Origin of the sequence: Shewanella sp. W3-18-1, from assembly GCF_000015185.1 — a bacterium.
Taxonomy (GTDB): domain Bacteria; phylum Pseudomonadota; class Gammaproteobacteria; order Enterobacterales; family Shewanellaceae; genus Shewanella; species Shewanella putrefaciens.
Window position 1 is genome coordinate 3,428,566 of record NC_008750.1, and the last position, 20,106, is coordinate 3,448,671.

At 43.4% G+C, this 20,106-nt stretch carries 21 protein-coding genes; 2 read left to right on the plus strand and 19 right to left on the minus strand.

The genetic code is table 11. The features are described from left to right. Nucleotides 1–20 precede the first annotated feature (20 nt). The 9 genes from recO to rpoE form a co-directional block, all read right to left on the minus strand. Entirely contained in the window at nucleotides 21–731 is a 711-nt protein-coding gene (gene recO / locus SPUTW3181_RS15615) for a DNA repair protein RecO (RefSeq protein ID WP_011790272.1), read from the minus strand. 27 nt (nucleotides 732–758) lie between these two features. After that, on the minus strand, nucleotides 759–1,775 hold the full coding sequence (gene era, locus SPUTW3181_RS15620; RefSeq protein WP_011790273.1) for a GTPase Era: 1,017 nt from the start codon (nucleotides 1,773–1,775) through the stop codon (nucleotides 759–761). Next, nucleotides 1,772–2,452 carry a ribonuclease III gene (gene rnc, locus SPUTW3181_RS15625; RefSeq protein ID WP_011790274.1) on the minus strand — a complete coding sequence of 227 codons (681 nt, stop codon included), beginning with the start codon at nucleotides 2,450–2,452 and terminating at the stop codon, nucleotides 1,772–1,774. Before rnc ends, era begins: the two co-directional genes overlap by 4 nt. Before the next feature lies 1 nt (nucleotide 2,453). Further along, nucleotides 2,454–3,371, minus strand: a complete 918-nt coding sequence (gene lepB / locus SPUTW3181_RS15630) for a signal peptidase I (RefSeq protein WP_011790275.1) — start codon at nucleotides 3,369–3,371, stop codon at nucleotides 2,454–2,456. A gap of 172 nt (nucleotides 3,372–3,543) precedes the next feature. After that, entirely contained in the window at nucleotides 3,544–5,334 is a 1,791-nt protein-coding gene (lepA, locus tag SPUTW3181_RS15635) for a translation elongation factor 4 (protein ID WP_011790276.1), read from the minus strand. A gap of 166 nt (nucleotides 5,335–5,500) precedes the next feature. After that, a complete protein-coding gene (locus SPUTW3181_RS15640) occupies nucleotides 5,501–5,974 on the minus strand; it encodes a SoxR reducing system RseC family protein (RefSeq protein ID WP_011790277.1) in 474 nt (157 codons plus the stop codon). A 10-nt stretch (nucleotides 5,975–5,984) separates the two neighbouring features. Next, nucleotides 5,985–6,917, minus strand: coding sequence for a MucB/RseB C-terminal domain-containing protein (locus SPUTW3181_RS15645; protein ID WP_011790278.1), 933 nt, complete (start codon nucleotides 6,915–6,917; stop codon nucleotides 5,985–5,987). A gap of 12 nt (nucleotides 6,918–6,929) precedes the next feature. Continuing rightward, nucleotides 6,930–7,550: a sigma-E factor negative regulatory protein gene (locus SPUTW3181_RS15650; protein ID WP_011790279.1), complete on the minus strand. Its 621-nt coding sequence runs from the start codon at nucleotides 7,548–7,550 to the stop codon at nucleotides 6,930–6,932. Between the two features lie 26 nt (nucleotides 7,551–7,576). Next, complete coding sequence (rpoE, locus tag SPUTW3181_RS15655; RefSeq protein WP_011790280.1) at nucleotides 7,577–8,155, minus strand: RNA polymerase sigma factor RpoE; 579 nt, start codon at nucleotides 8,153–8,155, stop codon at nucleotides 7,577–7,579. Between the two features lie 189 nt (nucleotides 8,156–8,344). On the opposite strand from rpoE, the gene nadB reads away from it, so the two are divergent. Continuing rightward, complete coding sequence (nadB, locus tag SPUTW3181_RS15660) at nucleotides 8,345–9,958, plus strand: L-aspartate oxidase (protein ID WP_011790281.1); 1,614 nt, start codon at nucleotides 8,345–8,347, stop codon at nucleotides 9,956–9,958. A gap of 36 nt (nucleotides 9,959–9,994) precedes the next feature. Here the strand turns inward: nadB and SPUTW3181_RS22180 are convergent, their stop codons facing one another. The 10 genes from SPUTW3181_RS22180 to rppH form a co-directional block, all read right to left on the minus strand. Then, a complete protein-coding gene (locus tag SPUTW3181_RS22180) occupies nucleotides 9,995–10,435 on the minus strand; it encodes a protein YgfX (RefSeq protein WP_014610119.1) in 441 nt (146 codons plus the stop codon). Then, on the minus strand, nucleotides 10,416–10,664 hold the full coding sequence (locus SPUTW3181_RS15670; protein WP_014610118.1) for a succinate dehydrogenase assembly factor 2: 249 nt from the start codon (nucleotides 10,662–10,664) through the stop codon (nucleotides 10,416–10,418). The genes SPUTW3181_RS22180 and SPUTW3181_RS15670 overlap by 20 nt, the downstream gene beginning before the upstream one ends. Before the next feature lie 85 nt (nucleotides 10,665–10,749). Next, nucleotides 10,750–11,658 (minus strand): transcriptional activator NhaR, encoded by a 909-nt coding sequence (gene nhaR / locus SPUTW3181_RS15675; protein ID WP_011790284.1) that lies wholly within the window; start codon nucleotides 11,656–11,658, stop codon nucleotides 10,750–10,752. A gap of 107 nt (nucleotides 11,659–11,765) precedes the next feature. Continuing rightward, complete coding sequence (locus tag SPUTW3181_RS15680; protein ID WP_011790285.1) at nucleotides 11,766–12,152, minus strand: hypothetical protein; 387 nt, start codon at nucleotides 12,150–12,152, stop codon at nucleotides 11,766–11,768. A 2-nt stretch (nucleotides 12,153–12,154) separates the two neighbouring features. Next, entirely contained in the window at nucleotides 12,155–13,324 is a 1,170-nt protein-coding gene (nhaA, locus tag SPUTW3181_RS15685) for a Na+/H+ antiporter NhaA (protein ID WP_011790286.1), read from the minus strand. 116 nt (nucleotides 13,325–13,440) lie between these two features. Further along, complete coding sequence (gene thyA / locus SPUTW3181_RS15690; RefSeq protein ID WP_011790287.1) at nucleotides 13,441–14,235, minus strand: thymidylate synthase; 795 nt, start codon at nucleotides 14,233–14,235, stop codon at nucleotides 13,441–13,443. Continuing rightward, nucleotides 14,235–15,041: a prolipoprotein diacylglyceryl transferase gene (gene lgt / locus SPUTW3181_RS15695; RefSeq protein ID WP_011790288.1), complete on the minus strand. Its 807-nt coding sequence runs from the start codon at nucleotides 15,039–15,041 to the stop codon at nucleotides 14,235–14,237. The genes thyA and lgt overlap by 1 nt, the downstream gene beginning before the upstream one ends. A gap of 39 nt (nucleotides 15,042–15,080) precedes the next feature. Further along, nucleotides 15,081–15,881 carry a sulfite exporter TauE/SafE family protein gene (locus tag SPUTW3181_RS15700; protein ID WP_011790289.1) on the minus strand — a complete coding sequence of 267 codons (801 nt, stop codon included), beginning with the start codon at nucleotides 15,879–15,881 and terminating at the stop codon, nucleotides 15,081–15,083. A gap of 58 nt (nucleotides 15,882–15,939) precedes the next feature. After that, complete coding sequence (ptsP, locus tag SPUTW3181_RS15705; protein ID WP_011790290.1) at nucleotides 15,940–18,174, minus strand: phosphoenolpyruvate--protein phosphotransferase; 2,235 nt, start codon at nucleotides 18,172–18,174, stop codon at nucleotides 15,940–15,942. Between the two features lie 22 nt (nucleotides 18,175–18,196). Then, complete coding sequence (gene rppH, locus SPUTW3181_RS15710) at nucleotides 18,197–18,721, minus strand: RNA pyrophosphohydrolase (protein WP_011790291.1); 525 nt, start codon at nucleotides 18,719–18,721, stop codon at nucleotides 18,197–18,199. A 687-nt stretch (nucleotides 18,722–19,408) separates the two neighbouring features. Here rppH and mutH point away from each other — a divergent pair. After that, entirely contained in the window at nucleotides 19,409–20,080 is a 672-nt protein-coding gene (mutH, locus tag SPUTW3181_RS15715) for a DNA mismatch repair endonuclease MutH (RefSeq protein WP_011790292.1), read from the plus strand. The last annotated feature ends 26 nt before the right edge of the window (nucleotides 20,081–20,106 follow it).

Sequence of the window (20,106 nt, forward strand, 5' to 3'; positions counted from 1 at the left end):
GCTCACGCTAAAAACAGGAGTTAGGGCGAATTATTCCCATCAATCTTAGTTGGCGCGGCAGAGCTCACGAACAATTGTCGACTGAGCAGAGGTTTAGTCCCGAGTAATGGCGTTAACAATGAGCGCATCAATAACTTAGCGCTCAAAAATTGCGCTTCAGTCAATTGATTATCGTTAAGCGCCATCAGCATGGCACCTTGATAGGCGTTGCGAGCACGGGAATTGAGCACAAATTGAAAGCCTAACTCAGGCACCAGCTGATAATAATCCTCAGGCACGAGTGGCTCACCCTGAGTATCGCGGCTAAGGGATGGCATTGCGCCTAACTCTTGCAGTAAGGCGAGTTCAATATAACGCAACTGGGATTGGCAAAACTTCGCGGCAAGACCGACTAAGGCTCGGTGATAAATGAGAAATAACGCTTCGGCGTGGTGCTGCACAGACAGAGTGCGAACCAGTAACTCATTGATATACATGCCTGCAAACAAACTTTGGCCAGAAAGAGGTACCGCAGGCGCAGCCGCTTCGATTTGGGTTAATGTTTTTAACTCAGACTTACCGCTAAATTCAAAGATCAGCGGTTGAAAAGGTTGGAGAATGCTCTTGATAGAGCGCTTACCGCTGCCCGTTCGGGCAACCACATCAACCCGACCAATGCCATCAACTAAAAGGTTAACTAAGACACTGGACTCTCGATACGGACGATGATGCAGAACATAGCCACGTTTCATCGATAAGCGCACTCAAAGGTAAATAAATTAATCGTCACCGTAACCTAAGCTACGTAGGGCACGTTCATCATCGGCCCAACCGGATTTCACTTTTACCCACACTTCGAGGAAAACTTTGTTATCAAATAAGGTTTCCATATCGAGGCGAGCTTGAGTCGCAATAGTGCGAATACGTTCGCCTTTGCTACCGATCACCATACGCTTTTGACCTTCGCGCTCAACAAGGATCAAGGCATTAATCTGATAAACGCCATTTTCCATCATCTTAAACTGCTCAATTTCAACTGTCGCATCATAGGGTAATTCATCCCCTAAGAAGCGCATCAGTTTTTCACGCACAATTTCCGATGCCATAAATCGTTGCGAGCGATCTGTAACATAGTCTTCAGGAAAGAAGAACGGGTTTTGTGGCAAAGATGCCGCAGCTAATTCTAAAATGCGCTGTACATTGGTGCCTTTACTGGCAGAAATCGGTAAAATTTCATCGAAAGGATACTTCTTCGCCACTTCTTCCAAATAGGGGAAAAGCGCTTCTTTATCTTTGATATTATCCACTTTATTAATGGCTAAAATAGTTTTACGTTCTTCACCGCCACGGCGCAGTTTACTTAAAACCATTTCATCATCGGCGGTCCACGTCATGCCATCGACCACGAAGATCACCATAGCCACATCGGCTAATGAACTTGCAGCGGCGCGGTTCATCAGACGGTTAATCGCCCGCTGTTCTTCGATATGCAAACCTGGCGTATCGATAAACACGATTTGCTTAGGACCATCGGTATGAATACCCATAATACGGTGGCGGGTCGTTTGTGGCTTTTTAGAGGTAATGCTTATCTTTTGGCCAAGCAAACGATTGAGCAAAGTTGATTTACCCACGTTAGGGCGACCAATAATCGCCACCATGCCACAATAAGTGACATCGTATTGGGCCGACGGCGTTGGCGCAGCCGCATTCATCCTTGCCAGTAATTCATCTAAACTCGGCTCAGTTGCCGCATTCGCAGCATCGATACCTGACAAGTCTGTTTTTTTTGTCATTTCTTTAGTAACTCCAATACTTGAGCGGCCGCGATTTGCTCGGCTTTGCGACGTGAACTCGCCACACCAATCACGCTTTGACTCAAGTCTTCAATACGACACTCAACGGTAAATGTCTGATCGTGAGCATCGCCTTCTATGTTGATAACTTGATAGTCAGGCAAAGGCTTTTTCAACCCTTGTAAATATTCTTGCAGTAAGGTTTTGGCATCCTTTTGGCTCACACCCGGTTGAATCTCAGCTAAACGCTCGGCATACCAAGTTAGCAGTAATTTTCGGCACACTTCGAGATCAGAATCGAGATAAATTGCACCAATAATGGCCTCTACCGCATCGGCAAGAATCGATTCACGGCGAAATCCACCGCTTTTTAATTCACCGGGGCCGAGATATAAATAATCGCCGAGTTTAAACTCCTGGGCAATGATCGTTAAAGTATCACCACGTACTAAAGTTGCACGCATGCGGCTTAAATCGCCCTCAGTCGCCTTAGGAAACTGATGATAAAGTGCGTCGGATATTACGATAGATAAAATCGAATCACCTAAAAACTCTAAACGTTCATTGTGCTTATTTGCCGCACTTCTATGGGTCAAAGCTTGAGTTAAGAGTTCAATTTGAGTGAACTCATAGCCCAAAGTACGACACAAACGAGGCAAATTTTTAATCGGTTCCATGCTATTTAATTCCACCTACACGCTCAAAACGCACGCCGCTTGGCACCCAAGTAGGCAGCAAGCCAGCCTGTGAACGGTCAAATTCAAAACTGATCCAAATCGCTACCGCTTTACCTACTAGGTTTTCTTCAGGCACAAAACCCCAGAAACGACTGTCGGTACTGTTATCACGGTTATCACCCATTGTGAAATAATGGCCTTCTGGCACGATAAATTCACCTGCGGGTAAATTACCTTCACGCTTAAAATATCCCAGCATGTCAGGACGGGTAGGATTAATTAAAATATCGTGGGCAACATCACCAAGTTGCTCGGTATAACGCAATAAAGGCACACCATCTTGACTAAAATCACCACGGCTAACCTCGGTACGAGCCACGACTTCGGGTTCAGGACAATTAACTTGCTCTGCGCCACAGGCTTTTTGAAGCATTAACTGCTTATTGCGGTAAATGATGCGATCACCCGGTAAACCAATTACACGCTTGATGTAATCAATTTGCGGATTTTCAGGATATTTAAACACCACCACATCACCACGCTTTGGCTCGCCTGTTTCGACTAATTTAGTGCGCCATACAGGATCTTTAAGACCATAGCTAAATTTTTCCACCAAAATGAAATCACCCACCAAGAGGGTTGGCATCATAGAACCCGATGGAATTTGAAATGGCTCATAAATGAATGAACGCAGGATCAACACAAAGGCAATCACAGGGAAGATAGAATGCGCAGTTTCGACTATGGTCGACTCACGAATAATTTGGTACTCAGCTTCTTCAGTTAAATTGGCCTGAGAAACCTTTGCTAACGCTAAATTATCGCGGCGCTTAGGGGCAAAAACCAACACATCTACTAACCAGATAAGCCCCGAAATAAGGGTTACCAATACTAAAATAATCGAAAAATAGGCTGCCATTGCTTATTGAACTCCTGCCTGAAAAATTAAAGGTTCCTAACTCAGCGAATATCGAACTTTAGTTAACTTACCGCATTTATCTAAAAACGTCACAGAATCATGCAATAACCTAACTAAAGCGCCGCAAACTGCGGCGCAATAGTCAACTAAATTATACTGCTCACGGCCACGATTACTCGTTGAGCTTAAGTACCGCTAAAAATGCCTCCTGTGGCACTTCAACGTTACCGACTTGTTTCATCCGTTTTTTACCCTCTTTTTGTTTATTTAAGAGTTTTTTCTTACGGGAAACGTCGCCACCATAACATTTTGCCGTTACGTCTTTACGTAGGGCTTTAACGGTTGAACGAGCAATAATTTGGCTGCCCACCGCTGCTTGAATCGCAATATCAAACATTTGACGGGGAATTAGCTCTTTCATCTTTTCAACTAAAGCTAAACCACGGTGACGAATATTGGATCTATGGATAACCATTGCAAGCGCATCAACACGGTCGCCGTTGATAAGGATATCTAAGCGCACCATGTCCGCGGGATCAAAACGAATAAAGTTATATTCGAGTGATGCATAACCACGACTGGTTGATTTCAGACGATCAAAAAAGTCCATGACCACTTCTGCCATTGGCAAATGGTAAGTCACAGCTACTTGGTTACCGTGGTAAACCATATTGACTTGAGTACCACGCTTTTCAATACAAAGGGTAATCACGTTACCTAAGTATTCTTTTGGCACTAAAATATTGGCCTCAACAATCGGCTCACGCATTTCTTCAATATTGTTGATCGCGGGCAAATCAGACGGGTTATCGACGTAAATCGTTTCACCGTTGGTCATCACCACTTCATACACTACGGTTGGCGCAGTCGTGATCAACTCTAGATTGTATTCACGTTCTAAGCGCTCTTGCACGATCTCCATGTGGAGCAGGCCTAAATAGCCAATACGGAAACCAAAACCGAGTGCAGATGAACTTTCTGGTTCGAAGAATAATGATGCATCATTCAAACTGAGTTTGTTCAGCGCATCGCGGAAGTTCTCATATTCATCGGTCGAAATCGGGAATACACCCGCGTATACCTGTGGTTTAACCTTTTTAAAACCAGGTAAAGGCTTATCCGCGCCATTTTTTGCTAAGGTCAAAGTATCACCCACGGGTGCACCGTGAATTTCCTTCAGACCCGCAATCACAAAGCCAACTTCACCAGTTTTAAGTTCAGTCTTATCGGTCTGTTTTGGCGTGAAAATACCCACGCGATCCGCAGTATGGTTTTGCCCGGTGGACATCACCTTAAACTTGTCACCTTTTTTCAGGCTACCGTGTTTAATCCGCACTAAAGAGACTACGCCTAGGTAGTTATCAAACCAAGAATCAATGATTAAGGCTTGTAGTGGTGCATCAGGATCGCCTTCTGGCGGTGGAATTTTGGCAACAATGACTTCTAAAACCTCGTCGACACCGACCCCCGTTTTAGCCGAACAACGCACCGCATCCATAGCATCAATGCCAACAATATCTTCAATCTCGGCGGCAACACGTTCTGGATCGGCTTGTGGTAAGTCAATTTTGTTTAAAATAGGTACCACATCCAGATTCATATCCAGCGCGGTATAACAGTTTGCCAATGTCTGAGCTTCTACGCCCTGACCCGCATCAACCACCAGCAAAGCGCCTTCACAAGCAGCTAAGGACCGTGACACCTCATATGAAAAGTCAACGTGGCCTGGAGTATCAATAAAATTGAGTTGATAGACTTGGCCATCTTTGGCTTTATAATCCAAAGTGACACTTTGTGCCTTAATCGTGATACCACGCTCACGCTCAAGATCCATAGAATCGAGCACTTGAGAATCCATTTCACGGTCGGTTAAACCGCCACAAACCTGAATAAGACGATCTGATAGCGTCGATTTACCGTGGTCGATATGTGCAATAATTGAGAAGTTTCTAATGTGTTTCATTATGCTGCAATGGCTAATACTGAAAATGGATACGGTTCAAAGGAGCGAAATTGTACCTGATTGCGGTTTTAATACCAATCAGATTCACTCCTCGTTATATTTATGCCAAAAAATGGCAATTAACACGAATGATAATTGCCATAAATAAAACTTTAATCAATTGAAATTAATCGGATAATTTATCTAAACTAACACCTACACCTAAATAAGCCAAAATCACAGGATGGGCATCAACTTCAAGCTGTTTAGCTTTATTTCTACCAAATGACCACGCAAGTAACGCGCCAAGTGTGGCTAATACTATTGCAAAAAGATTAGAATCAACATCAAAAAGATGGCCTAAAAACTGCCCTAAAGCAGCGCCAATGAATAATCCAAATAGTGGAATAAGGTATATCAATGCTGCTGCTTTTAGGATAACACTCTCTGGAAGCCCTAGCTTCAATAGCTCGCCAGGCTCACAAACCCGCTCACTTTGAATAGAGAATTGCTGTGTTTTTGATGAAAACGCCTGAGCAATTGCTGAAGTACCACAGGATTCACTGCCACTACAACTTTTACAGGTACTCTTAAGCTCTACTTCTACGGTCAACCAACCATGCTTATCAGCACTAACGACTCTCGCCACTTCTTCCATCATAGCCAAGCCCCTATTGCAATGTTAGGCTTTTAGCAATGCGAGCGAGTGTCGCGGTAGGAACTTTACCGACGGCAACAACTTCTGCATTACCTACCTTTTCAGAAACAAGCGATAGGCCATTACGGGTAATCAACTCTTCCGGCAATGGGCTTGTCCCTGCTCGAGCAACGTAAACTGAAATATTGGCAAGCCCATCAGTCAATGCGATATATTCAACCGCCTCATGGCTACCAATTAAGCGATGATGATCTCGAACAACCACTGTAAATCCTGCCGGTAACCAAGAAAATTGCCAATTCTGACCATCTTGACGTTCTGCTTGATCAATAACCGCGGGCCACTCTTGCTTATAAGCTTCCTGTAAGATAGAGGGAGGCTCACTAAACTCAATCAATTCAATCACCATAATCTGCTCAAGCAATTGTTTATCTTGAGTCAGCATGTCGTATCTCAAAGGGAGAAATGTATCCATGTCGAGCCAAACTTGAAAACCATAACGATATTCATCATTAGGTAATAAACGGATCATTTGTCCAGGACGCCCAGCAATCCGAGTTCGACCACCCAAGACAAACTGGTAACCGACTTCTAAATCTCCCGTATTGGCAGAAAATACGGCGGGCCAAACACCCTGAATATGGTTAGATATGATGCTATAGGCAGGTTGGTCATGCTCAATAAAAGTGACTCTATTACCCACTCGAACGGCATTTTTAGGTGGGCCATTAAGGTACTCTAGAAAAGCAACTTCTTGATTATTAACCTTACCATGGATATAAACCAAAGGCCGAATATGATCGGCCTGAAGTTGAATAATTGATGCTTTAAACTCTTTTTCTTTTAAAGCCTGACTCATTTTTTCGAGCCAGACTTTGGCGGGCATATCTTCCTGCGCAATTGCAGGAAATACCAAGGCTAATAAAGCCAACAGGATTAGACGCAAGCTAACTCCTTACTACTTATTAACAGAAACGGGGGTAACCTCGTTATTGTCCTCTAGAACTACACCTGTGTTCAATCGTTGTTGCAACATATGATCTTGGATATAAGTATTAATTCTGCGACGTTGCTCATTCATCTGCTCATTAGTATAGCCTTGACTCTGTTGCACAGGGCCAGTTTGCAAGCTCACAGGCGATGCACTGCCAACTAATGGGCGAGTCATTAATACCGGAGATGGTGATGCCATATCATCAACATTTTGATTGTAATTTTGTACCCCCACAATCGCAAACATCGCAACGGTTGCGGCAATAGCATACTGCCCAAATTGCTTGAATAATGGTACAACGCGACTACTACCTGTATCTACCGAGACTTGCGCAGGCGAGCCGATTTCAGGAGCCGTAATTCGAGGGGCGACAATCGCAGGTTCAAGCTCAATTGCCGCAGCAATGTTAGCGGAAAGATCTAACACAATAGTCTGAGGTAACTCACCTCGCATAGCATCCCCTATCATATGATAGTTATGCCACTTACTATGCGAATGCGTATCGGCAACTAATTCTGCCATGGTATGCGCATCAGTCTCTCCATCGACCGCGGCAGATACCCATTCTTGACCTAATTTGTCCATTGTTCACCTGTCTAAATATAAGGGTGTTACTCTTCCAGTAGAGGCTGGAGTTTTTTATCGATAGCCTCTCGGGCACGGAAGATACGCGATCTTACGGTCCCAACGGGGCAATCCATGACTATGGCAATATCTTCGTAACTCATACCATCGAGTTCACGCAACGAGATAGCCATTCGCAATTCTTCTGGCAGTGTTTCTAAGGTATCGAAGATCACTTTTTTGATTTCATCCGATAACATTAGCCGTTCTGGGGAGGCGAACTCCTTCAGTGCATCACTACCTTCATAATATTCGGCATCTTCTGCATCAACGTCATTTGCAGGCGCTCTACGCCCCTGTGATACGAGATAATTTTTTGCAGTGTTTACTGCAATACGGTACAACCAGGTATAAAACGCACTTTCTCCACGAAAGTTTGGCAAAGCTCTATAGGCTTTGATAAACGCTTCCTGTGCTACATCGGCAACGTCTGCTTGATTACGTACGTATCGCGAAATCAAGCTGATAACTTTACTTTGATATTTAAGCACTAACAGGTTAAAAGCGTTTTTATCTCCCCGTTGTACGCGCTCAACTAATTGTTGATCACTTATTTGTCCACTCATCCGAGCCGACTTCTCCCAAATCTAAAATGCTGATTTCTCAGTCGCTCGAATCATATTCACTTATGTAGACTCGCGGGCTTTGAAAAAGTTCTTAAAATTATACAAAAAAAGTAAGGATAAAAGGAAAGTACCCATAATCCGTCAGTTGGTTTACCATAGGTGGTACTCTCAGTCACATCATGATACCCGATGAAACAAGTAGTTGAACACCAATCTGACATATTAGTCATAGGTAGCGGTGCCGCAGGTCTGACACTAGCTTTGCATCTTGCTGAAAAAGCGAAAGTAATTCTGCTCTCAAAAGGCCCACTCTCTGAAGGGTCGACCTACTACGCTCAAGGCGGTATCGCTTCCGTCTTCGATGAAGGCGACACTATCGAATCCCATGTCGCTGATACTTTGATCGCTGGAGCAGGCTTGTGCGATAAAGACGTTGTGACTTTTACCGCTGAAAATGCCAAAAGTGCTATGCAATGGCTTATCCAATGCGGTGTTGCCTTTGATAAAGAAGAAACAAACGGTGGCAACGCTGCGGACGCTCCCTATCACCTCACCCGTGAAGGTGGTCACAGTCACAGACGTATTTTGCATGCTGCCGATGCCACAGGTAAGGAAGTGCAAACAACCTTGCAAGCTCGTGCACTAGCCCACCCTAATATTCAAGTATTAGAACGCTATAACGCCATTGATTTAATTACGACTCGCAAACTAAATCGCCCAGGGAATCGCGTTCTAGGGGCTTATGTGTGGAATCGTAATGAAGAGCATGTTGAAACTGTAAAAGCTAAATTTGTCGCTTTGGCAACTGGTGGCTGTTCAAAAGTTTATCAGTATACATCTAACCCGGATGTTGCCAGTGGTGATGGAATAGCCATGGCATGGCGTGCCGGTTGCCGAGTGGCAAATATGGAGTTTAATCAATTTCACCCCACTTGTTTATACCATGCCGATGCTCGTAACTTTTTGTTGACCGAAGCCCTTCGCGGCGAAGGCGCTTATCTACGCCGTCCTGATGGTAGCCGTTTTATGCCAGATTTTGATGAACGTGCCGAACTCGCCCCCCGCGATATTGTTGCTCGGGCTATCGATTACGAAATGAAACGTCTCGGGGCTGACTGTGTATACCTAGATATCAGCCACAAAGACGCTGATTTTATTGTTAAGCACTTCCCAACCATCTATAGCCGTTGCTTAGAATTAGGTATTGATATTACTCAAGATGCGATTCCGGTTGTTCCCGCTGCACACTATACCTGTGGCGGTGTGATGACCGATTTGCATGGCCAAACTGATCTCAATGGTCTTTACGCGATAGGAGAAGTCGCCTATACAGGTCTTCATGGAGCCAATCGCCTTGCGAGTAACTCGCTTCTCGAATGTTTAGTGTTTGCCCGTGCCGCATCCCATGATATTGAAAGCCAATTACATAAAATTCAATTACCTGGGCAAATTCCTCCTTGGGATGAGAGTAAAGTCTCTAACTCGGATGAAGAGGTCGTTATCGCCCATAACTGGCATGAGCTGCGGCTATTCATGTGGGACTACGTAGGAATTGTTCGCTCAGATAAACGCTTAGAGCGGGCACTGCGTCGCTGTTTAATGTTACAACAGGAAATTCAAGAGTATTACAGTAACTTTAGAGTGAGTAATAACTTGTTAGAACTGCGAAATTTAGTGCAAGTAGCAGAGCTTATAATCCGTTGTGCCATGGAACGTAAAGAAAGCCGAGGACTGCATTACAATATCGATCATCCAGAGAAACTCGACTCACCTCGTCCAACTATTTTACAACCTATTAAGTAAGCGAAAATTTATCCGTTCAGACATTCATTATGCAAGCTAAATTTCAGCCTGAGATTTAGCTTGCAACATTTTAGCCTTAAGCAATAATCGGCATAAATGTCTATAGTCAACACCCGTAAACATATCGGCCCAAAGCAATACTAAACGCGTTTTTTCTTCAACATCGATGTATATCATACATACGAATGGGGTAACCCATGTGCGCCTTAAAATTCTGAAATGTTCTCCCGTGGATAATCGACCGTCACCTTTACCATTAAGCATAAAGCTTAAGCGCCAGTCCTTAAGCCTCCACAATTGCCATATCAAAAAGCTAACGGATAACAAAAACAATCCAAGCCGTAGCAGCGCCACTAACCAATGTTCTGTATAAGGCCAAATAAGGAATGATGAGGAACAAACGCACATAAAAACGACCAACGAGAGCCGTTGGTCGAAGGAGGCTTTTACGCTAAAACTATGGTGCTGCTCTTCCACGAACTTTAACAACCATGCGAGCTAGCTCTGCATCAGGACAGGCTTCATGCCCCATAAACCAAGCAAACAACTCAGGATCTTCACATTCTAATAATCGAATAAACGATGCTTTATCTATATCTGACAAATCTTGATAAATATTCTCGACGAAAGGTTGAAACAGCACATCCAATTCCAACATTCCACGACGACATGCCCAACGAACCCGTGCAATATTCATTAATTCCAAGGTATTTCTCCCAAAGTAGAGTTCGCATTAGTTTATCAGTAGCAGTGTTGGAGTGTCGATGAAACCAGTCTGAATTACACAAAAATTAGCATTGCTGAACTTGTGCATCTAGACCAGCAAACAAATCACTAAAATCCGTTTCGAGCAATCGCTTAACTGCGGGATGTTGGATCATACGCTCAGCAAACATCACGTGATACTCCTCCTTCACATCATGGGTTTCACCAAGCAGATTCATACCGTGGGAGATAACTTCTTGGCGATAAATGGACGGTGTGACAAATATACCGCGTTTAAGGTAGCCAAAAGCCTTCATCATCGCAGCATCATCAAATTCCCCGAGAATTTTTACATTAAGATTTTGCTCGTCAAACCAGCGATATAACTGCTGTCCAAGAGAGGTTTTACGTCCAGGAATCAATAGGCGACCTTGTTCTAAACATGCAGGAAAGTCGGCACTGTAAGTGTCTGCTGAAAAAAAACTGACGCCACACTCTCCCAATTTTTTAGATAAAATCTCTGGGTACTTTAGCGACTCTCCAGCACAATCAGATAGGATCATATCCAGTTTATGTTCACGTAAACGTGCCATTAAACTCTCATGTGTCGCCTCATAACAGGCTAAATGCATTGAGCTATCACTAGGTACTACAGATAATAAAACTCGACTAACCAACGCTTTAGATAGAGCATCAGCAATACCCACTTCAAAGAGAATGGCATTATCTTTTTGGTAGTTCAGTAGATCGAGCATTTCATAGCTTAAGCTAAACATCTTATCTGCATAGCGAAAGACAAGCTCCCCGAGTTCAGTCGCCTCAAGACTACGCCCAACACGCTTGAATAAGCTACCATTAAGCCGGTCTTCTAAGGCTCTGATCTGACCTGTGATTGTTTGTGGTGTCAAGAAAAGGGCCTCAGCCGCCTTAGCAACAGAGCCCTTTTTTTTGATCATCCAGAAATAATATAAATGGTTATAATTGAGATGCAGCATAGCCGCTTGTTTTCCCTTATCGCTAAACGTGATCTCGATACAACGAGAATCATTACCGTCACAAAAGCGCCACCATAGCATTCACCATGGTGGTTCATTCATAGAGTTTATTTTAAACGTTGGCAATCTAATAAGTTAACGACAATACCCTGTAACTGTTCTAAATCCGCAGCGGTACCAGTACTGACTGCCTCTGTGACACCTAAAACTAGGCTATTACGGTCAGGAATACGACTAGCGCAATAAGTTCGATTAGCTTCTTGGAAACGCTTACCCCCGCGGTATTTAAGTGCTCTGGACTCGTAACCGTTAGTTTCAAGTCTTGCACCTAATGATTCAGGCTTAAACATCAGAGCACCATCAACAATCCCCTCAAGATAGCTTTGGCAAGTCAATGATGTGACGTCCTTATTACAAGCCTCTATTTGCGTCGCCATTGCAGTTGATGATAAAGAAAAGAATATGGCCATTCCCAACAGCTTAATTTTTATCATAGTTATACTCCTTTTTTAGGTAATACTTTCGACAGCCAGAAATATCCAACCAATGCCGCAATAAACGAACCAATTAGAGTTCCTAGGCGAGCCAAATCACCGTACATAGGATCAGCTTGCTCAAAAGCTAAGGATGCAATAAACATCGACATGGTAAATCCAATACCACACATAGCCGCCACAGGTGCAATTTGCATCCACCCAACATTATCGGGTAATCGAGCTAACTTTAACTTAACCGCAATAAAGCTAAATAACATGACTCCGATGGGCTTACCTAATATCAAGCCTAATGCAATACCGATAGGAACAGGCGAGAGCAAGGTATCTAAACTCATATTTCCTAGAGCAACCCCCGCATTCGCAAAAGCAAACACGGGTAAAATGAGAAAATTACTCCATGGATGTAAACTGTGCTCAAGATGTTCAGAAGGTGAACTTCCATCTTTAGCACGCAGTGGTATACAAAAGGCAATAATGACACCCGCTAGAGTGGCATGAACACCAGATTTAAGCACCGCAACCCAAAGGATCAGGCCTAAAATCCCGTAAGGCGTCAATGCTGTAATGCCTTTACGGTTTAACCCCACAAGACCAAGAATCGCGACACTAGCAATCGCTAAACTAATGGTTGATAAGTCACTACTATAAAATAGGGCAATAATCACAATAACACCCAGATCATCGATAATCGCGAGTGCTAAAAGAAAAACTTTTAATGCAACAGGGACTCTATTACCGAGTAAGGCCATAATCCCCAAAGCAAAAGCAATATCAGTTGCAGCAGGAATTGCCCATCCCGCTTGAGTCACTGGGTCGCCATAGTTAAATAACAAATAAATACCAGCAGGAACTAACATCCCACCAATAGCAGCAAAACTAGGCAGCGATGCTTGGGCAACACTTGATAACGCCCCTTCGAGTAACTCACGCTTCACTTCTAACCCAATCAGCAGGAAGAATAATGCCATTAGGCCATCATTAATCCAGAGTAATAAAGGTTTATGAATATCTAACGCACCCACGCGAACTTGGACATCAGTCCCTAAAAAACCTTGATAAAGTCCTGATAAAGGAGAATTAGCCATCAGCATAGCAAAGACAACAGCAACCAATAATAGGATGCCGCCCGCTGACTCTTGGCTTAGAAAATTTCTAATTGCTTTTTCCATCTTACACTCCGAAAAACCATAATGTATTGAGTGTAGACGAATAGTAACAACTAGTATAATCGTAAGTTTCGACAAAACACCTCGGCTATTCCGAGGTGTTTGCTCGAAAAATGTACCTAAACGGCGACAGGAGCTTTGATGTGAGGATGAGGATTGTAATTTGTCAGTTCAAAATCTTCGAATTGATAGTCGAAAATAGATTCAGGTTTACGCAGAATCGTCATTAAAGGTAACGGTTTGGGTTCCCGGCTCAATTGCAGCACTGTTTGTTCCATATGATTGGAATACAAATGCGTATCCCCCCCTGTCCACACAAAATCACCAAGCGCTAAATCACACTGCTGGGCAACCATCATCGTTAGTAGTGCGTAACTAGCAATATTAAATGGTAAGCCGAGGAAAACATCACAACTGCGTTGATAGAGCTGACAGGATAACTTGCCATCAGCCACATAGAACTGAAAAAAAGCATGGCAAGGCGCTAAAGCCATTTTATCGAGTTCACCAACATTCCATGCAGAAACGATTAAACGACGAGAGTCTGGTTGAGCTTTAATCTGAGCGATAACTTGTGATATTTGGTCAATAGCATCACCACTCTGAGTTGGCCAGCTCCGCCATTGGGCGCCATAAACCGGGCCTAAATCGCCATTATCATCGGCCCATTCATCCCAAATACTCACTTTATTTTCACGAAGGTAAGCAATGTTAGTCTCACCTTTCAGGAACCACAGTAACTCATGAATAATAGAGCGCATATGGCATTTTTTAGTCGTTACTAAGGGAAATCCTTTACTTAAATCAAAACGCATTTGATATCCAAATACTGAACGAGTTCCAGTACCGGTACGATCCGATTTATCCACACCCTCAGCTAAAATGTGCTTCATTAAGTCTAAATACTGTTGCATTACTGCTTATCCTGTGGACGAAAAATTAAATATAAACCGAACAAAATCATTGGTACAGATAGGATCTGCCCCATGGTCATCATGCCCCAATAAAGCCCCAGTTGCTCATCAGGCTGCCTTACCGTTTCAACGACAACCCGGAAAATACCGTAGCCCAATAGAAACATACCTGACACTGCACCCACTTTTGTTGTGCGTTTGCTAAACCAATAAAGAATAATAAATAACGCAACGCCTTCTAAGGCAAACTGGTATAGCTGTGAAGGATGGCGCGGTGCTGAGCCGCCCGAAGGAAATACCATCCCCCAAGGCACGTCGGTCACCCGCCCCCAAAGTTCACCATTGATAAAATTACCAATGCGCCCTGCTCCCAAACCAATAGGGACGACAGGTGCGACCATATCCGCAACAGCAAAAAAAGGACGATGTTGCTTCCAAGCGATATAGAACATGGCACTAATAACGCCGATTAGTCCACCATGAAAAGACATTCCGCCTTCGGAAATCTTAAACAAATACATTGGACTTTCGAGAAAATAATCAAAATGATAGAAGAGCACATATCCAACGCGTCCTCCTAAAATCACCCCTAAAAAACCATAAAATAAAAGATCGGATACCTGTTCTTTTGTCCAAACACCCTTAGAACGCTCTGCATAACGGTTTAACAGCCACATTGCAGCCACAAAACCGATTAAATAAGTAAAACCATACCAACGTAAGGCAGGCTCAAAAGTTTGTCCTAAAATATCAAACGGGCCAAATTGTACGATCACCGGATCGATATCGGGAAAACTTAATGCCATAAAACATCCATAAACATCGTCAAAAAAGCGGCTCTGCTACTAGGCCAAAATTAACTTAAGACCAACACACAAAAGTAAGAGTGCAAATATTTTTTTTAATACAGGTGTCGGCAAAGTACTCGCGGCTTTTACGCCTACTGGCGCCATAAAAATAGAAGTGATAATTAAACCAAACAGGGCGGGTAAGTAGATAAAACCAACGGTACCATAAGGTAATTCAGGAGCGTCCATCCCTGCGATAATATATCCAAAACTGCCAGAAAGAGAGATTAAGAAGCCCATCGCAGCAGAAAAACCAACAGCTTGACGCATCTGTAAACCATAAAAAGTCAAAAATGGTACAACCAGAATACCGCCGCCGATTCCCGTTAATCCTGCCAATACCGCAATAAAAGCAGATGCAACAAAAAGCACAAAAGCATTAGGTAACTGACGATTCGACTCAGTCTTAAACGGATAAACCATCTGAATTGTCATTAAAATCACAAAGATTGCAAAACCTCGCTGCAGGGTATCAGCGGGAATGCGTTCAGCAATAAAACCAGAAGCAAGCGCTCCAAGCACAAGCCCTGGCAGCATAGATTTAAATAAAGACCAAGGTATATTGCCACGCTTATGATGGGCTCTAGCGGAGGAAATGGAGGTCAGAATAATTGCGGCCAATGAAGTCGCAATAGCGATATGTGGCAATTGAGATGAGCTAATCCCAACTGATGGCAAAATATAAAGTAGCGCTGGCACAACAATTAAACCGCCACCGATCCCTAATAACCCCGCCATAAAACCGACAAATGCACCTAAAGCTAAGCAAATAAAGAACACTGTTAACAAACTATCCACACGAATACCTACAGCGCGATAAATTGAGGTCTTAGCTTAAAGCAAAAAACGCCATTAGTTAATTAAGAATTGTGACTAAACCTTGCTCATTCAAATATTCTTTAACCAGCTCACGTACTTGAAAACCATTTGATAAACTTAACGCCTGCGACAGTAACTGATCTAAATCAGCACGAGCAACACGGCGAAGTAAATAGTTTATCCGTGCTAAGCTACCTTGATTCATACTCAATTGGTCATATCCCATCGCCACCAGCAAAATCGCCCCCATCGGCTCACCAGCCAACTCGCCACAAATGCTAATATCGAGTTTATGATAGAGACAATCGAGGTGAGCTTGATGTAGCGCGCGTAAAATGCCCGGGTGGTAGCTATCAAAGAGAGAACTAACCCGTGGATTATTACGATCAACCGCGAGCAAATATTGGGTAAGATCGTTACTTCCTACAGAAACAAAATCGACCCGTCTAGCCACTTCATCTAATTGATATAACAATGCAGGTACTTCGAGCATAATGCCAATTCGCGGCATCACAATCTTGTTATTAACATCATGTTTTAGCTCAATATATGCCTGATGTAAATATTCTAAAGCTTGATCAATCTCATCCAAGTTACTGACCATTGGAAGTAAAATACTTAACTGCTTACCTTCACCACCAGCCTGTAACATCGCCCGTAACTGGACTAAAAAAAGCTCTGGATGATCAAGGGATAAACGAATACCACGCCAACCGAGGAAAGGGTTATCCTCTTTAATTGGAAAATATGGCAGAGGTTTATCCCCTCCCACATCTAGAGTTCGCATCACCACGGGACGATTTGAGGCAGCCAATAAAACTTGCTGATAGACTTTAACTTGCTCAGATTCACTCGGGAAGCGCTGTTGTAACATAAAAGGAATTTCTGTTCGATAAAGCCCAATACCATCGGCACCCTCGGCTATTTCAGAGGCGACACCACTGAGTAATCCTGCGTTTAAATACAAACGAATACGTGAACCATCTATGGTTACCGAAGGTAAAGACAACTCTTGGGCATACTGACGTTGTAATGCTTTTTGCGCTGAAATCAAACTGCGATACTCGCTGACAACGGCTGGAGATGGCGATACCATCAGTTGTCCACGGCTCGCATTCACGACTAATAGCTTTTGATCTATATCCGCAGACAGTAATTGCTCAACCCCCGTAATCGCTGGGACGCCAAGAGCGCGGGCTAAAATTGCCGCATGGGAGTTTACACCACCAAGCTCAGTGACTATTCCTGCAAGTTTTTGCCTTGGAAATTCGGCTAACATAGTGGCGTCAGCTTCGCGGGTCACCAGAATGACGGGCTTATCGGGTTCAAGTTCAAGACGCTCAGGCTCGATTAGCTGACGTAATACCTTTTGACCGAGATCGCGAATATCACTGGCGCGTTCTTTAAGATAGGGGTCTTCCATTGCAAAAAACTGTTGGATATAACGCAAAGATACTCGACTTACCGCCGACTCAGCAGCCCACCCTAATTGCACTTCACGGGTGTACTCCCCCCCCAAACTAGCATCATCGAGTAATAATAGTAACGCATTGAAAATAGAGACGACTTCGTCATCTTGCTCACGATCAAATCGTTGAGATAAGGCACCAATCGCGTCTTTACAACGTCCCATTGCAGCCGCTAATCGGCTAGATTCAATGGCGATATCCTCACAGCGCACATCGGGCTGCTCAAGGGCAATTTCACCACCAAGTACGAATGCATGAGCAATGGCAATACCATTAGATGCAGAAGTCCCTTGAAACAAAATCTGTTGGTTGTGCGAACTCACCTGAGCTTTTTGCTTCAACCCGCGAATAGCCATAGCAAGTTGGGCGGCAAGCGTCATTAAAAACGCCTCTTCTCCCTCGCTAAACTGACGAGCACTGGCCTGCTGTACCACTATCACGCCAACAACAGCTTTCTGGTAGATAATAGGTACAGCTAAAAATGCACGGTATTCTTCTTCTGCAACCTCGGGGAAGAGTTTAAACCTTGGATGAAGCCTAGCATCCGCTAAATTGACGGCCTCTTCACGTTGGGCGGCAAGTCCAACTAATCCCTCTGTCAGCGGCATACGCACCCGACCAACAGCACTTTTTTCAAGGCCATCGGTTGCCGACAACACAAGTTCTTGCTCTTCTAATATGTAGATGGAGCAACATTGAGTATCCATTGCCGCTTTAGTGGATGAAACTAAGACTGCTAATGCGGTTTCTAAACTGTGGGCAGATGCCACGGCCTGCGTAATATCCCTAAGCGTATTTAACACTGTTTTCAATCCTCTTTGAAAATCAGCCTGTCGTTTTTTGCCTTCCCCGCTTCCTCGGAATTTCCTGGGTTTGGAATGACAATGCCGTTGCCGCAAACTCTTTCATCACTTTTCGATATACATCACGCTTAAATGAAACGACTTGTCGCACGGGATACCAATAACTTACCCAACGCCAATCGTCAAATTCAGGATGCCCTGAAGAACTTAAATTAATCGCACTATCTTGGCTTTTCAATTGTAACAGAAACCATTTTTGCTTTTGCCCAATGCAGACTGGTTTACTGTCTTGCCTCACTAAACGCTTAGGTAGACGATACCTTAACCAAGAACGAGTCGAGGTTAATATATGTACGTGTTCGGGTCTTAGGCCGACTTCTTCATATAACTCACGGTACATAGCCTCCTCTGCTGACTCACCATCGTCAACACCACCTTGAGGGAATTGCCAAGAATGTTGACCAAAACGTCTAGCCCACATAACTTGACCATATCTGTTACAAATTATTATGCCCACATTTGCGCGAAAGCCGTCGCTATCAATCACATGGACTCCGAATAAGGATAATTTTAATAATCCGATTGTTTCATAAAGCCAGTCTCTCAGCAAACCTCTATTTTAAGTGGCACATGGGATAAATTCCTCTATATGGACTATTTATCAACAAACAGAAGAAGGCATTCTCAAGGATATCCACATTTTCTGTGGATATCCCTGTTTGAAACTCCCTTGAACTTGTTATAACGTCCAAAAAACAGAAGTTCCAAGGTTCAGCACACTGTTGAAGCAGAACGAAAAAGCTAATATATATCAGCATGATAAAAAATAATTTTAAAACCATCAGTAAAACAAACAATTTAAGGTTAATTTTTAACCTTAAAACTTAATAGTGATTCTAGACTAAATTACAATAAAGGTTATACACAGGACACTCTGAAAACTATCCACATTTCGATAAAAAACACCGAATTTTTGCATTGACTTGCATTTTTCATTAGGTTAAAGGCATTCACTTTAGGAGTTATCCATAATATCTGTGGATAAGTATGTGAGGAACGTAAGGGAAAGCCGAGTGTAACTTTTAGCGCCTTTAAAAAGATATCTAAATACTGAAGATATAAACATTAAAATCATTAACTTAGCAGTTACCCTTTATAAATGTTATCACCGCCAATCCCTAGTGCATTTTTTAACCACTGTTGCTAACGAACTATTTTTAAGTAAAATTCGCCCATGAAAGCAATTATCCCTCCAGAAAATCTTACCGAATTACTCGAGCGCGCCAATATGATGGCTGGCGTAAGTTTGGCACAAATTGCTGCTAATAGAGGAATAACCGTCCCCAAAAATCTTAAGCGAGATAAGGGCTGGGTTGGCCAACTCATCGAAATGGAATTGGGTGCAACAGCGGGCTCTAAACCTGAACAAGACTTTTTACATCTAGGTGTCGAGCTCAAAACCATTCCCATAAATGTACAAGGAAAACCGTTAGAAACAACCTATGTATGTGTCGCGCCGCTCTCGCAAATTGAAGGACTAACTTGGGAAAACAGCCTAGTCTGCCACAAACTACAGCGCGTGCTTTGGGTTCCCGTCGAGGGTGAAAGACAAATATCTGTCGGTGCTCGCCGTATTGGCACGCCTATTTTATGGCAACCAGATCCCGATGAATTACGTCTATTACAACAAGATTGGGAGGAAATAATGGAGCTTATTGCGCTAGGAAAAGTTGAGAAACTCACAGCCCGTCACGGCGAAGTATTACAACTACGGCCAAAAGCAGCCAATAGCAGAGCATTAACGCAAAGCATTGCCGAAAATGGTAGCCTCAAAATGACCAATCCTCGTGGCTTTTATTTAAAGACCGCTTTTACCGCCATGATACTAAATAAAGCTTTTGGTTAAATTTTAGTAACGATATGGACTTGTAT

Excerpts from the sequence above, each read along its gene's own strand:
- recO (WP_011790272.1), bottom strand. The coding sequence starts at position 731 with ATGAAACGTGGCTATGTTCTGCATCATCGTCCGTATCGAGAGTCCAGT.
- era (WP_011790273.1), bottom strand. The coding sequence starts at position 1,775 with ATGACAAAAAAAACAGACTTGTCAGGTATCGATGCTGCGAATGCGGCA.
- rnc (WP_011790274.1), bottom strand. The coding sequence starts at position 2,452 with ATGGAACCGATTAAAAATTTGCCTCGTTTGTGTCGTACTTTGGGCTAT.
- lepB (WP_011790275.1), bottom strand. The coding sequence starts at position 3,371 with ATGGCAGCCTATTTTTCGATTATTTTAGTATTGGTAACCCTTATTTCG.
- lepA (WP_011790276.1), bottom strand. The coding sequence starts at position 5,334 with ATGAAACACATTAGAAACTTCTCAATTATTGCACATATCGACCACGGT.
- SPUTW3181_RS15640 (WP_011790277.1), bottom strand. The coding sequence starts at position 5,974 with ATGATGGAAGAAGTGGCGAGAGTCGTTAGTGCTGATAAGCATGGTTGG.
- SPUTW3181_RS15650 (WP_011790279.1), bottom strand. The coding sequence starts at position 7,550 with ATGGACAAATTAGGTCAAGAATGGGTATCTGCCGCGGTCGATGGAGAG.
- rpoE (WP_011790280.1), bottom strand. The coding sequence starts at position 8,155 with ATGAGTGGACAAATAAGTGATCAACAATTAGTTGAGCGCGTACAACGG.
- nadB (WP_011790281.1), top strand. The coding sequence starts at position 8,345 with ATGAAACAAGTAGTTGAACACCAATCTGACATATTAGTCATAGGTAGC.
- nhaR (WP_011790284.1), bottom strand. The coding sequence starts at position 11,658 with ATGCTGCATCTCAATTATAACCATTTATATTATTTCTGGATGATCAAA.
- SPUTW3181_RS15680 (WP_011790285.1), bottom strand. The coding sequence starts at position 12,152 with ATGATAAAAATTAAGCTGTTGGGAATGGCCATATTCTTTTCTTTATCA.
- nhaA (WP_011790286.1), bottom strand. The coding sequence starts at position 13,324 with ATGGAAAAAGCAATTAGAAATTTTCTAAGCCAAGAGTCAGCGGGCGGC.
- thyA (WP_011790287.1), bottom strand. The coding sequence starts at position 14,235 with ATGCAACAGTATTTAGACTTAATGAAGCACATTTTAGCTGAGGGTGTG.
- lgt (WP_011790288.1), bottom strand. The coding sequence starts at position 15,041 with ATGGCATTAAGTTTTCCCGATATCGATCCGGTGATCGTACAATTTGGC.
- mutH (WP_011790292.1), top strand. The coding sequence starts at position 19,409 with ATGAAAGCAATTATCCCTCCAGAAAATCTTACCGAATTACTCGAGCGC.